This is a genomic window from Streptomyces sp. NPDC017095 (assembly GCF_044332325.1).
Lineage (GTDB): Bacteria > Actinomycetota > Actinomycetes > Streptomycetales > Streptomycetaceae > Streptomyces.
The window spans coordinates 382897-395564 of the sequence record NZ_JBIROU010000005.1; the positions used below are offsets into that span (position 1 = coordinate 382897).

Here is a 12668-nt window from a genome sequence, read left to right on the forward strand (position 1 = left end):
GCCCGCGCCACCCGGCCGGGGCCGCGCGTCAGCCGTCGAGGGCGAAGACGTGCCGGGTGCGCGCCTTCATGACGCAGGCGCTGGTGTAGGTCTCGCGGAAGTCCACCGCGTGGCCGTTCCACTGCCCGCGGGCCCGGGCGGTGACGGGGGCGTAGATCAGCGGGCAGAACACGTTCTGGGCCGGGATGTGGCCGATGTCGCCGCGGGCGGTGGTCAGTTCACGGCACGCGTCGGCCGCGTGGGCGTGTCCCCGGGGCGGGTCGCACAGCAGCAGCGCGCGCTGGGGAGCGCCGGTGCGGGGTTCGCCCTTGGCGACCGTCAGGTGGAGCCAGGTGCCCCGGAGGGCGTCGGGGGAGGCCGCCTGGGCGGGGCCCGTGGTGAGGAGGGTGGCGGCGGCCAGCAGGGCGCCGGCCGCCGCTGCCGCTCGGGTGAGGAGAGTCATGTCCGTTGCATCGGCACGGCGGCCGGTCTTCCGCAGCGCGGCTCACCCGATCGGGAGGATCCGCATCCGCGAGCGACCGTCCGTTCGAAGAGAACCGGCCGCGGGCCCGGCACCCCCCTTGGCCATGCGGTCCCACGGCCGGGTCAGCCTGGCTTGACCGCCAGCGTCGCGAAGTAGTTCGACATGTATGAAGCGGATGCGTTGGACTGGTGCGGCGCTTCCGCGAAGCCGGTGAGGACGAACCCCGCGGCGAGTTGCCCGCCGATCTGGTCGGTGAGGGTGTGGCTGTATTCGAGAGCGGCATCCGCGCCGAACTTCGTGGCGCGTTCCTCGGCGGAGTACTGCGTGACATCGCTGTAGGGCAGCTTGTGCACGACGATCATCTCGCCGCGCTCGTCGAGCGCCTCGTGGTCGAACAAGTACACATCGGGGTTGAGGAAGCCCGCGAGCAGAGTCCCGCCCGGTCGCAGGACGCGGAAGCACTCACGCCACACCGGTGCCAAGTCCGGTACGAAGAGATTGGAGACCGGATGGAACACGACGTCGAATGCCGCGTCGCCGAAGGCGCTGAGGTCGCGCATGTCGCCCAGGACGGTGCGCAGTTCGAGTCCGTCGCGCGCCGCCACCATCTGGTCCTGGCCGAGCTGGCGGGGCGAGTTGTCGAACACGGTGACCCGCGCCCCTGCGGCGGCGAGGATCGGACCCTGCTGGCCACCGCCGGAGGCCAGGCACAACACGTCCTTGCCGGTCAGGTCCGTCGGCAGCCAGGAGCGGTCGACTGGCTCATGCCCGATGAGAACGACCGACCAGTCGCCCCTGCGGGCGCGCTCGACCACCTCAGCGCTCACCGGCCTCGACCACTCGCTGCCCTCTTGGACATACCTGTCCCAGGCCGCCCGATTGTGGGCCACGGGGTCGACAACAACGTCCTGCACGTTCAACTCCCTGCTACAGCAAAGCAGACACCTGCGGTACTGACAGTCCGGTGCCGCCAGCCAACACGATGGCAGGGCGTGGGCTCAACGAAATTAGCGGGCACCCTGGGGACCAGGCCGGATCGAGGTCCGCAAGTCCGGTGTGGTCCGCACGAGAGGCCCTAGTGCAGTGCGAGCCGGAACGCCATTCTGCCGAAGGCGACCTGGTCGCCCTCGCGGACGACGACCGCGCCGGTCACCCGGCGGCCGTTGACGGTGGTGCCGTTGGTGGAGCCCAGGTCCCTGAGCACCCACAGGCCGCCCTGGCGGCGGAGTTCGGCGTGCACGCGGGAGACCGTGTCGTGGTTCAGGCGCAGCCCGTTGGCGGGGTCGCGGCCGATGCGCAGCGGATGGGTGTGCTCGGGATGCGGCAGCAGCAGCTTGGGCAGCCGCTCGGCCTGCCAGGCGCGGCGCAGCCGTACGGTGAAGCCGGACACGGCCTCGACGGTGCCGAGGACCGCGCGGGAGAAGCGATTCTCCTGGGGCAGGTCGGCGACGAGGACGGCGAGTTCGTCGGAGCGGCGCGCGGTGAGCGCCAGCTCCATGCGGCGCACGAACGTGTCGTGCGAGAGCCGGCCCATGGCGACGCCGTCGCGCAGCACCCGCAGCGCCTTGTCCCGTTCCTCGTCGGACAGCCGCGCGGGGTAGGTGGAGAACTCGAAGGACGACGTCACGCTGGTGATTGTCGGACAGCGGGAGGCGGGTGTCCAGAAAGGGGGAACCGGTGCGGGTGTAGGGGCACTTCCCGACGCCGGTCGGTGAAGGGCGGCGATTCGGGAACGGATTGATCGTCCCGGACGGCACGATGGAGGTGCGGGACATCACGGTGAACAGACGAAGGGGAACCGTCCGTGCAGTTCGAGGTGTGGGCACCGCAGGCAGACCGAGTGACGCTCCATTGCGAGGGCGCCACGCACGCGTTGGCGCGCGATCCGGCGCGTGAGGGATGGTGGACGGGTGAGGCGGAGGCGGCGGACGGCGCGCGGTACGGGTTCGCGCTGGACGACGGCCCCGTGCTGCCCGACCCGCGCTCGCGCCGCCAGCCGGACGGCCCGGACGGGCTGAGCGCGGTCGTGGACCACGGCCGGCACGAGTGGCGCGCGCGCTGGTCCGGGCGCGGGCTGCCGGGTGCGGTGCTGTACGAGCTGCACGTGGGCACGTACACCCGCGAGGGCACCCTGGACGCCGCCGCGGAGCGGCTGGAGCACCTGGTGGACCTGGGCGTCACCCATGTGGAGTTGATGCCGCTGTGTCCGTTCCCGGGGCGGCACGGCTGGGGTTACGACGGCGTGTCGCTGTGGGCGGTGCACGAGCCGTACGGCGGGCCCGCCGCGCTGAAGCGCTTCGTGGACCGGGCGCACGGTCTCGGGCTGGGCGTCGTCCTGGACGTGGTCCACAACCACCTGGGCCCGTCCGGCAACCATCTGCCGCGGTTTGGGCCGTACTTCACGGACACGCACACCACTCCCTGGGGCTCGGCCGTGAACCTGGACGCGCCCGGGTCCGACGAGGTGCGCGCGTTCCTCCTCGGCAGCGCGCTGGCCTGGCTGCGGGACTACCGGCTCGACGGACTCCGGCTGGACGCGGTGCACGCGCTGTACGACACGCGCGCGTGCCACTTCCTGGAGGAGCTGTCGGCGGCCGTGGACGCGCTGGCCGCCGAGGTGGACAGGCCGCTGTTCCTGATCGCCGAGTCGGACCTGAACAACCCGCGGTTCATCACCGCGCGCGCGGAGAACGGCATCGGACTGCACGCGCAGTGGAACGACGACTTCCACCACGCCGTGCACACCACGCTGACCGGCGAGTCCCAGGGCTACTACGCCGACTTCGCGCGGGAGCCGTTCGCCGCGCTCGCCAAGACCCTCACCGGCGGCTACTTCCACGACGGCACGTACTCGTCCTTCCGGGGCCGCCGCCACGGCCGTCCGCTGGACCGCTCCCGGACGGCCGGGCACCGCCTGGTCGGCTACAGCCAGACCCACGACCAGATCGGCAACCGCGCCCAGGGCGACCGGCTCGCCGCGCACCTCTCCCCCGGGCTGCTGGCCTGCGCGGCCACGCTGACGCTGACCGCGCCGTTCACGCCGATGCTGTTCATGGGCGAGGAGTGGGCGGCGGGCACGCCGTGGCAGTTCTTCACCGACCACCCCGACCCGGAGCTGGCGGAGGCGGTACGGCGGGGCAGGCGGCGGGAGTTCGCGGCGCACGGCTGGGCCGAGGAGGACGTGCCGGACCCGCAGGACCCGGCTACCCGGGAGCGGTCCTGCCTGGACTGGTCGGAGCCGGAACGCGAGCCGCACGCGCGCGTGCTGGCCTGGTACCGGCGGCTGATCGCGCTGCGCCACGCCGAGCCCGACCTCACCGACCCGGACCTCGCCGACACGAAGGTGGCCTACGACACGGAAGCCCGCTGGCTGGCCTTCCGGCGCGGGGACGTGCGGGTGGCGGTGAACCTCGGCGCGGGGACCGCGGCGATCCCGCTGGGCTCCGGCCGGGCGGAGGTGCTGGCGGCCTGGGAGCCGGTGGCGGCGCCGGGCCCGGACGGACTGCTCCAGGTGCCCGGGGAGTCGTGCGTGGTGCTCAGGCAGCTCTGAGCGGCTCCCTACGGTTCCGGCTCGTCCGCCGGGAGGTCGGCGACCCGCTCCAGCAGGATCGGCTCCCAGGCGCGCCGCAGGCGGCTGCGCAGCAGCGCCGGGGAGCCGCCCGTGCGGCCGTCCAGGCGGCCGGTGAGGGCGATGACCGTGTCGCAGCGGGCGAGCCACAGGCCGCGCAGGCAGGGGCGGACGCCGTAGCCGGCGAGGGTGGCGGCGCGGACGGCCGCCGGGGAGCCGACGGCGACGGCGAGCCCGGCGATGTCCTCGGCCGGGTCGCCGAGGGCCGCCGCGGTCCAGTCCAGGACGCCCCGCACCCGGCCGTCGTCGCTGACCACCACGTGCGCTCCGGTCAGCCCGTGGTGGGTGAGGACGGCGGTGCCGGCCTGCGCGGCGAGCTGGGCCGCGCCGGGCGGGGTGAGCTGGTGCAGCCGGCCGGCGTCGAACTCGTCGGCGGCGGCGAGCCGGCCGGCCGCGTGCACGGCCATCCGGCGCAGCGCCTCCAGCGAGCGGGGCGCGGCGCGGGGCACGCCGAGGGCCTCGGCCTGGCGTACGGGCACCGCGCGCAGTCCGCCGAGCAGCCCGGCCAGGTCGGCCTCGCCGACGGCGGAGACGTCGTGCTCGTCGGCCGTGCCGCCGGGCACGCGGGTGTCCAGGGTGTAGGCGAGGCCGGGCGCCCAGTCGCCGTGGGCGACGCTGACCGGGACGGCGACCGGCACGTGCGGGCGGACCAGCTCGCGCAGGCGCAGTTCCCGGCGGCGGCGGACGGACGCCTCCCGGTCGGGCGCGAGCCGCAGCACATGGCGGTCGCCGACCCACCAGGTGTGCGCGCGGTCCTCTGCCACGGGCCGCACCTCGGGTCCCGCGCCGCCGCTCTCCTTGAGCAGCGAACGGACCAGTCTGCGGACGGTGTCCACGGTGGGGGTCGGTGCCTGGGTCATGGGTGCGCGCGTCGCCGTTCCGGTGTCGTCGGGGAGGGGTCGCCCTGGCTGTCTCACTCCACTATGACCATCTCGCGGGTGGTGTTGTTCAGGCGGCGGCCGCCGTCCTCGGTGACCGTGACGATGTCCTCGATGCGCACTCCGAACCGGCCGGGCAGATAGACGCCGGGTTCCACGGAGAAGCACATGCCGGGCACGAGCGGCTGCTCCTCGCCCTCGATCAGGTACGGCGGCTCGTGCGTGGTGACGCCGATGCCGTGCCCGGTGCGGTGGATGAAGTGCGCGCCGTACCCGGCGTCGGTGATCACCGCGCGGGCGGCGCGGTCGATCTCCTGGCAGGGCACCCCGGGGCGCACGGCCCGGTATCCGGCCTCCTGCGCGGCGCGCACGACGTCGTGGACCCGGCGCTCCTCCTCGGTGGGCTCGCCGACGTGGACCGTACGGGTGGTGTCGGAGCCGTAGCCGTCCTTCAGGCCGCCGAAGTCGAGGACGACCATGTCGCCGGGCCGGATGACCCGGTCGCCGACCTCGTGGTGCGGGTTGGCGCCGTTGGGCCCGGAGCCGACGATGGTGAAGTCGACCTGCTCGTGGCCGAAGCGGCGCAGCAGCCCGGCCAGGTCCCGGCCGACGTCGGACTCGCGGCGGCCGGCGAAGGGCACCTTCCGGATCTCCTCGAACGCCGCGTCCGCGGCCGCGCCGGCCGCCGCCAGCAGCTCCCGTTCGGCGGGGTCCTTCACCGCGCGCAGCATGGGCAGGGCGTCGGTGAGGGCGGCGTACGAGGTGCCGGGCAGGGTCCGCTGGAGGCCCAGCAGGTGCATCGCCCAGGTGTTGTCGCTGATGCCGAACCGGCCGTGGCCGTCGAGGAGGGCGGCGGTGACGGCGTAGGGGTCCTTGCCGTCGGTCCAGTCGCACAGGGTCAGCGCGGCGGCGCCGGGCGCCCGCTCGGCGTCCGGGGCCTCCAGGGTGGGCACGACGAGCACGGGATCCCGGCCGGGGGCGAGGACCAGCACGGTGAGCCGTTCCGTGACCGCGGTGGGGGTGTAGCCGGTGAGCCAGGTCAGGTCCGGACCCGGGGCCACGAGCAGCCCGGCGAGGCCGGCGCCGGCCGCGGAGCGCACGGCGCGCTCCATGCGGGCCCGGTAGTCGGCGACGGTGAAGGGCGCGGGCGTGATACCGGTCATCCGGACCTCCGGGCGCTGCCGGGGCAGCGGGTCGATGGCGTCTCGGGCAGCATCCTGCCCGCCCGGACGGGGCCACGCGAGCCGGTCGCCGGAACAGGTGTTCCTCGATCCGCGGCGAAGAGGTGCGGCACGCACTCATGATGATCCGTGGGACGGAGGGTCACCAGCGGGTTTCGCGTCGTGCAGGGGGGCCGTTGGTGCCGTGGCCGTCCGGCGCCTCGGGCGTCGGGCCACCGGCGCGCCCGCCTCTCCCGCCGCCGGTGTCCTCGCGCCGGGGAAGGCGTCCCGGGGGCCGCGCCCGGCGGGTGCGGACGGTGTCGCCGTCCGCGCGCCGTACCGGACCGGGGTGCGCGGTGTCCCGTGTCAGCCGAACGACGGGGCGAGGGGCAGCCGTGGCGCGGCGGGCGGGCTGCCGGGCAGGAAGCCGTGGGCGCGGCGGCCGAGCCACTCGGCCTTGTAGCGGTTCACCTCCCGGTGCCAGTTGAGGATTCCAGCGAGCCAGTTCCGCAGGTCCGCCACATAGCCGTCCAGCGCGGCGCGGGCTTCGGCCGACAGTCCCAGGTCGTCGTGGAGCACCGGAAGTTCGTGCGTGGTCACGTGCTCGAACTGCCGCATGCGCTGGGTCATCAGGTCGTGGACGACGCCGAGCGCGGCCGGATAGCCGACGCCGAAGAAGTTCTGCACGACCAGGATGGCGTTGTGGATCTCGCCCTCGTACTCGATCTCCTTCTGGTAGGAGAAGACGTCGTTGAGGAGGCAGGCGTAGTCGATGGCGGCGTTCTCCAGGGAGCGCACCGGGCCGCTGGCGTACACCTCGGCGGGGATCGCGGGGCCGTGACCCATGCGGCACAGGCTCAGGGTGAGGTCCGAGCCGAAGGTGGCGCGCCGCATCTCCAGGTAGTCGACCGGGTCCGGGACGCGGTTCTGGAGCTGGTTGGACAGCTCCCACACCCAGCTCTCGGTCATCTTGTCCACGGCCGTCTTCAGGGTGCGCCGCTGGGCGGTGGTCATGGCGGCCGTGGTGCGCGCCCACAGGTCGGTCAGCGCGCGTTCCATGGCGTTGCCGGGGACCAGGGAGGGTTCGCCCTCGACGGTCATGCACGCCGAGAGGCGGGCCGTGGTCAGCCGGGCGGCGGCGAGGTCCCGGCGGTGGCCGTACACCAGCGGGTAGTAGTCGTCGCCGTAGGTGCCCCAGGCGAGCCAGCACGCGCTGAGGTCGAGGGCCTCCGGGGTGGCGTCCGGGTCCAGGCCGGCGGAGCACAGCGCCAGGTCGTACGCGGCCAGCTTGTCCTCGTCCCAGACGCCCTCCTGGAGGATGCCCATGCGGTGGCACCAGCCCACGAGCTGGTGCCGGGCCGCGTCCAGGTGCGGGCTGAGCCGGAGTTCGAACGGCATGTACAGGTCGGGGATGCGGGACGGGCCGACCTTCTGGTACGGCACGTGGGAGTAGGCGCGCAGGCGGTCCCGCGCGGCGGCGGCGAGGAGGGCGCCGATGTCGGCGGCGGAGGTGCCGGGGCCGCCGGGCGTCTGCCAGGGCGCGGCGGGCCGCGCGCCCTGGTTCATGTACCGGCTGGAGCGCAGGTGCCACTCGTGGCCGCCGGACTGCCAGTCCTGGAGTCCCTTGGTGTAGGCGGCGACCGCGGCGATCTCGCCGGGCGTGAGGCCCTTCTCCAGGGCGAGGGCGGGGACTTCGGTGAGCGCGGTGTGTTCGAACTGGTACAGCCGGGAGGTGAGGACGTCGTTGACGGTGTCGGCGGCCTCCTGCGTGGTGCAGTCGAAGAACGTCTCCAGGACGAGCACGCCGTTGCTGTTCTCGCCCTCGTCCTCGACCTCGCGCTGGTAGGAGAACAGGTCGTTGCGCAGGTGGACGGCGTCGGAGAACGTCTCCATGAGCACGCGCAGCGGCCGGGTGCCGGCGACGGCGGCGGGCACCTCGGCGGTCGCGTACTCCACGAGCCCGGCCGACCAGGGCGCGCCGCCCACCTTGCGGCGCATCTCGATGTACTCGACGGGGTTGGCGATCCGCCCCTCGTTGATGTTGGACAGCTCCCACATCGACTCGTTGAGCAGGTGCTCGGTGGCGACGGCGAAACGGCGGCGCCAGTGCGCGGACATCGCCGGCACCGTCCGCGCCCACAGGTCCTTCAGGCCCGCCTCCACCGGGTTCTCCGGCTCGGGCACGGGCGTGCCGGAGTCGAGCGGCATGAACAGCGGCAGGCGGTCCAGGTGCGCCTTGCCGGCGGCGCGGTCCTGGGTGCGCTTGAACATGTCGAGGAAGTGGTCGTCGAAGAAGAACACCCACACGTACCAGTCGGTGATGAGCGAGAGGGCGGATCCGTCGCAGTCGGGATGGGTGTAGGCGCACAGGAGCCCGTAGTCGTGCGCTTCCAGGTCGGCCTGGTCCCAGATCCCGGAGCCCTCCAGCATGCCCATCTCGCGTGCCCACCGGGTGGAGTGGGTCCGGGCCTCGTCCAGGTGCGGGTTGAGCCGCGCGGGATACGGCATGTAGAAGCGCGGGAGTTCGAACGGCTGCGTCATGGCCGGGCCCTACCCGTGGTCCGGGACCCGCATCCGTCCTGCGGCACATGATCACACCATCGCGTGAACCGCCCGGGAAAGCGGGAACTCCGCCGGGGCGGTGTGGCGTTGGTGCCCTTGCCGGGTCCGCGCGCAGGCCGCGGTGGGCGCATGGCCTGCTTCGTGCCGCCCCGCGAGGTGCGCGGCGACGGCGCCCGCGAGGTGTCCGCCGTGGACGGCCGGTCCGCCCGCGCGCCCGGACCCGCCCGCGAGGGGCGGCACGGCGGCGCCCGGGGCGCGTCAGGTCACTGCCGCGGGCCCGCCTGGATCAGCGCGTGTGTGCCGCTCGTCCGCCAGCGCTGCCCCTCGGCCGCGACCAGCGCGGCCTCGGTCGCGGCGGACAGACCGGTGATCACCTCGGACTTCAGGGTGCGCAGCGCGACGACCGGGCCGGGGAAGTAGGCGGTGGTCTCCTGGAAGGACGTGGTGGGCGGCCAACGCCGGTCGCACACCAGGCGACGGTAGTTGAGGTCGCCCTTGACGACGGTCACGGTGGCCGCGGCGAACTCCGCGCGCAGGTCGTCCGGCATCTCGGCGTACGGCAGCGGGGCGCAGGAGAAGGGGTGGGCGCGGACGGTGAGCCGCCCGTCGGCCATAGCCGACCAGAGCACGCGCGCGTGGCCGGCGGCCGGGCCGGGGGCCGCGCGCAGCCGGCGCAGGGCGTCGGCCACATCGGCGGTGGTGGCGTCGGAGACGTAGTACGGGTACGGCTTGACGTGCAGCACCGCCCGCGCCGCGCGGCCCTCGGCCAGGAGGTGGGCGATCAGCAGGAGGTCGGGGACCAGTTCGCGGCCGGCGTTGTCGGCGACGAGCACGAGGGTGCCGCTCCCGCCGGGCGGCAGCAGCGACCACAGGGTCTCGCTGTCGTCGGCGACCAGCGCGGGGGCCTGTTCCCGCGCGCCCGCGCCCTCGCTCGCGGCGGAGAGCCGGAAGCCGAGGTCGGCGCGGTTGCCCCAGAGCGAGCCGTGCAGCAGGGCGCGGGCCCGCTCGGGCTCCGGCAGGCCGGTGAGGTCCTCCAGGGCGGCCAGTTCCTCCGTGGTCTCCGGGGCGTCGAGTTCGGCGCGCTTGGCGGGACGGAAGGGGTCGACGCCCCGCCAGGCGCCCGGACCGAAGTAGCCGACGGCGTCGAGCAGCCGGCGGTAGAAGTAGCTCTCCGACCACAGCCAGGGCACGTCGTACCAGGACCGCCCGGTGTGCTCGGGCAGGCCCCACTCCCGCCACCGGTCCCGGTCCGGGGCGGTGCCGGGGAGCGGCCCGACCGTGCCCTCGGCGCAGCTGTGGAGCAGTTCGTCCAGCGCCCGGTGCTGTGCGGGGCCGTACGGGAGGTCGTCGCGCACCTGCCGGATGATCGCGGGGTGCCGCTCGGCCAGCACGCTGTGCGGGAAGGAGCCGGGTTCGTTGCCGAGGATCACGGGCGCGGACACGGTGTCGGGCATGCCCGTCACCGTACCGCCCCGGCGTCAGCAGGCACGGACCTCCCGTTCGAGCTGCGTGGCGAGGGTGACGTAGCGGGGGCGGCGGTGCACCGGGACCAGACCGCGGATCACCAGGTGCCACATCTCGGTGACCCGGCGCGGCAGCCGTCCGACCGGTTCCAGCGAACGGCCCGCGACCCGGGTGCCGATGAAGAAGCAGACGAGGGAGTGGGCGACGATCCCGACGTCCAGGTCCCCGTGCACATCGGCTTCCCGGACGGCTCCGCTGAACTTGCGGGTGGCGAACTCCAGCCACTCGGTGAACGGATGCCGCAGCGGCGGCCGTACGGTGATGTCCGCGGTCGCGAGGCGCAGCCCGGCACGCGGCACCGGGTCCTCCACGGCGAGCCGGGCGATCCCGAACGTGGTGCGCATCAGGGTCTCCAGCGACGAACCGCCACGGCTCTCGACGTCGGCCACGAGCTGTCGCGCCGCTTTGGACTGGAGTTCCAGGATGGCGTGGGCCAGGTCCTCCTTGGCGGCGAAGTGGAAGTACAGAGCGCCCTTGGTGACCTTCGCGTGTGCGACGATATCGCTCAGGCTGGTGGATTCGTAGCCATGCCGGTCGAACAGGTCGGCGGCGGCCGTGATGATCGTTGCGCGGGTCTGTTCAGCGCGTAACTGCCTCGCCATCCCCGGACCCCTCCTCGCACCTCAAAAGAACGGGACATGCGGTTTGTTTCCGGCCCCCCGCATACGATAACTCACCGCAGGCGTATGGGGATCCAGTGGCCCGCATCCGCCGGAACGACACGCGTCAGCGGCGCGCCCGGAAAGCGGCCGGCGCCGCGACAACCCGGGAAACAGGCGGGAACACCCCGATTCCTCCCCGGTCGACGGCCACGGACCGCGGACCCGGGGCAGCGGGTGCCGCATCCATGATCGTCACGATACGAGGCGGACGCCCGGTCTTCAACGGGTCGTCGGAACAGACCCGAAACAGCAGAGCCGGTCGGTGTTCCCACGCCTCCGCAATTGCACGCGCCCGCCCGGGCGGACGGGGCGGCGGACGCACGGACCGCGGGAACGGCGACGCGCCGGACACGTGACGCTGGTGTCCGGCGCGTGGGGGTTCTGGAGCACGAAAGGCGCGACGTCGGGCCGCGCGGGGCGGCCCGTCGGGTGGGGCGCCGCCGCCGACGGGCGGCGCCGCCGCGGTGCCGGTGGGCACCGGGGGGCGCCGCCCGCCTGCCGCGGCGGTGACGCTGAACGGAAGGTGCCTGGCGGTCAGTTCACGTAGACCCGGACGCCCGCGTCGGTGACGGGCGCGTACTTCGCCGTGAAGTAGCCGTTGGCGAAGCACAGCGACGAACCGGAGAACTTGGTGAACTGCTGGTTGGTGAAGGTGATGCTGCTGTCGGCGTTGCCGGCCTTGCCGGTCAGGCTGGGCGCCTGGTAGACGCAGGTCACGGTGCCGAGCAGGGTGCGCAGTTGGACCGTGGCCTGGATGACGGACCCGCTCGGGGGCGTGACGGTGAGGGTGCCGGCCGAGGTGACCGTCGCCGCGTAGGGCAGGTTGTTGATGGTGATGCCGTTGACGCCGACGACACCGGTGACGTTGCTGGTGCAGGTGCTGCTGTCGAAGGTGTGCCCGGTGACGGACTCGGTGGCCGTGCCGGGTGCGGTGGGGTTGCCGGTGACCTTGGCAGTGAACTGGGAGGCGGTGCACTTGACGCCGCTGGTGCCGGTCGCGCTGGAGTAGAACGTGGCGGGCGTGCCGGTGGCCAGCGGCGCGGTGAGGGTGTCACCGACGGCGACCGCGGTGCCGCCGGCGCTGCCGGTGGTGAGGACGGTGCCGGCCGCGGAGGCCGGGGTGGCCCAGGCGAGACCGAGGGCGGTGACGGTGCCGGCCAGGGCGAGGAAAGAGCGCTTGCGCATGCGGGTGCCTCTCTTCCGAGGTGGGGGACGGACGAGGTGACGTGGGGGGTGGCGGTTCGGTGCGGGCATGCCGCCGGCGCGGGGCCGTAGCGCCTTCTCCTTACGCGGTGGACCCGCGACGGCGGCACACCGGGCACCGGCCGGAGGTCTCGGGGGACGACCTCCGGGCGGGCCGGACAAGGGGGCGGCAGGGCACGGGGAGAGCGAAGAAGAGGAACGATCCGTGCCGGAGCCGCGCTGCGCGATGGAGCGGTTGCCGTACCAGGGCCGGGAACACGGCTGGTGTGCGCCGCGGGACGCGGCCGGTGAGCGCCGCGGGACGCGACGGACGCGCTGCCGGATCCGGCGCCACGGATCCGTGGAAACAGGGGAAGTTGTAGACCTGATCAACCGTCAGCGTCAAGGCTGTTAACGGGAGTTGTCGCACACGGGTGTGACCGGTGTGCGGCCCACACCGTTTTCCCACATCTCCCTTGACCCTTCAAAGTAACCGGCGGTAACTTCCTCGAAGGCTACTGCCGCGTAACGTGGAAGCCCTTGCACCCGCCGGGGGTCGCGAGGAGCGTGCGCGGCATCCGCTGTCCGCGCCAGGACACCGCGCCACTG

The 12668-nt window shown here is 73.4% G+C and carries 10 protein-coding genes; 1 reads left to right on the forward strand and 9 read right to left on the reverse strand.

Going from position 1 to position 12668, the window contains the following annotated elements; genetic code table 11:
• Positions 1-28: 28 nt before the first annotated feature.
• The 3 genes from ACH4OA_RS13050 to ACH4OA_RS13060 form a co-directional block, all read right to left on the reverse strand.
• Positions 29-442 carry an SSI family serine proteinase inhibitor gene (locus ACH4OA_RS13050; RefSeq protein WP_365871823.1) on the reverse strand — a complete coding sequence of 138 codons (414 nt, stop codon included), beginning with the start codon at positions 440-442 and terminating at the stop codon, positions 29-31.
• A gap of 143 nt (positions 443-585) precedes the next feature.
• Positions 586-1377: a class I SAM-dependent methyltransferase gene (locus tag ACH4OA_RS13055; protein ID WP_397968966.1), complete on the reverse strand. Its 792-nt coding sequence runs from the start codon at positions 1375-1377 to the stop codon at positions 586-588.
• A 161-nt stretch (positions 1378-1538) separates the two neighbouring features.
• Entirely contained in the window at positions 1539-2090 is a 552-nt protein-coding gene (locus ACH4OA_RS13060; protein WP_365871819.1) for a DUF1707 and FHA domain-containing protein, read from the reverse strand.
• A gap of 177 nt (positions 2091-2267) precedes the next feature.
• Between ACH4OA_RS13060 and treZ the strand changes: the two genes are divergently transcribed.
• Positions 2268-4013: a malto-oligosyltrehalose trehalohydrolase gene (gene treZ, locus ACH4OA_RS13065; RefSeq protein WP_397968968.1), complete on the forward strand. Its 1746-nt coding sequence runs from the start codon at positions 2268-2270 to the stop codon at positions 4011-4013.
• Positions 4014-4021: 8 nt separating this feature from the next.
• Here treZ and ACH4OA_RS13070 read toward each other — a convergent pair whose 3' ends face one another.
• The 6 genes from ACH4OA_RS13070 to ACH4OA_RS13095 all read right to left on the reverse strand — a co-directional run bounded on the left by ACH4OA_RS13070 (position 4022) and on the right by ACH4OA_RS13095 (position 12062).
• Positions 4022-4951, reverse strand: a complete 930-nt coding sequence (locus ACH4OA_RS13070; protein ID WP_397968970.1) for an aminoglycoside phosphotransferase family protein — start codon at positions 4949-4951, stop codon at positions 4022-4024.
• A gap of 53 nt (positions 4952-5004) precedes the next feature.
• On the reverse strand, positions 5005-6132 hold the full coding sequence (locus ACH4OA_RS13075; protein WP_397948005.1) for a M24 family metallopeptidase: 1128 nt from the start codon (positions 6130-6132) through the stop codon (positions 5005-5007).
• A 363-nt stretch (positions 6133-6495) separates the two neighbouring features.
• A complete protein-coding gene (gene cyc2, locus ACH4OA_RS13080) occupies positions 6496-8670 on the reverse strand; it encodes a germacradienol/geosmin synthase Cyc2 (protein ID WP_397943101.1) in 2175 nt (724 codons plus the stop codon).
• A gap of 284 nt (positions 8671-8954) precedes the next feature.
• Entirely contained in the window at positions 8955-10145 is a 1191-nt protein-coding gene (locus ACH4OA_RS13085; protein WP_397968972.1) for a damage-control phosphatase ARMT1 family protein, read from the reverse strand.
• Between the two features lie 24 nt (positions 10146-10169).
• Entirely contained in the window at positions 10170-10817 is a 648-nt protein-coding gene (locus ACH4OA_RS13090) for a ScbR family autoregulator-binding transcription factor (protein WP_365883776.1), read from the reverse strand.
• A 594-nt stretch (positions 10818-11411) separates the two neighbouring features.
• The gene (locus tag ACH4OA_RS13095) at positions 11412-12062 is read right to left on the reverse strand and encodes a Tat pathway signal sequence domain protein (protein ID WP_365941533.1); all 651 of its coding nucleotides are present in this window, start codon (positions 12060-12062) and stop codon (positions 11412-11414) included.
• Positions 12063-12668: the final 606 nt, after the last annotated feature.

Coding starts and splice junctions, on each gene's coding strand:
- ACH4OA_RS13050 (WP_365871823.1), bottom strand. CDS start 442: ATGACTCTCCTCACCCGAGCGGCAGCGGCGGCCGGCGCCCTGCTGGCC.
- ACH4OA_RS13070 (WP_397968970.1), bottom strand. CDS start 4,951: ATGACCCAGGCACCGACCCCCACCGTGGACACCGTCCGCAGACTGGTC.
- ACH4OA_RS13075 (WP_397948005.1), bottom strand. CDS start 6,132: ATGACCGGTATCACGCCCGCGCCCTTCACCGTCGCCGACTACCGGGCC.
- cyc2 (WP_397943101.1), bottom strand. CDS start 8,670: ATGACGCAGCCGTTCGAACTCCCGCGCTTCTACATGCCGTATCCCGCG.
- ACH4OA_RS13085 (WP_397968972.1), bottom strand. CDS start 10,145: ATGCCCGACACCGTGTCCGCGCCCGTGATCCTCGGCAACGAACCCGGC.
- ACH4OA_RS13090 (WP_365883776.1), bottom strand. CDS start 10,817: ATGGCGAGGCAGTTACGCGCTGAACAGACCCGCGCAACGATCATCACG.
- ACH4OA_RS13095 (WP_365941533.1), bottom strand. CDS start 12,062: ATGCGCAAGCGCTCTTTCCTCGCCCTGGCCGGCACCGTCACCGCCCTC.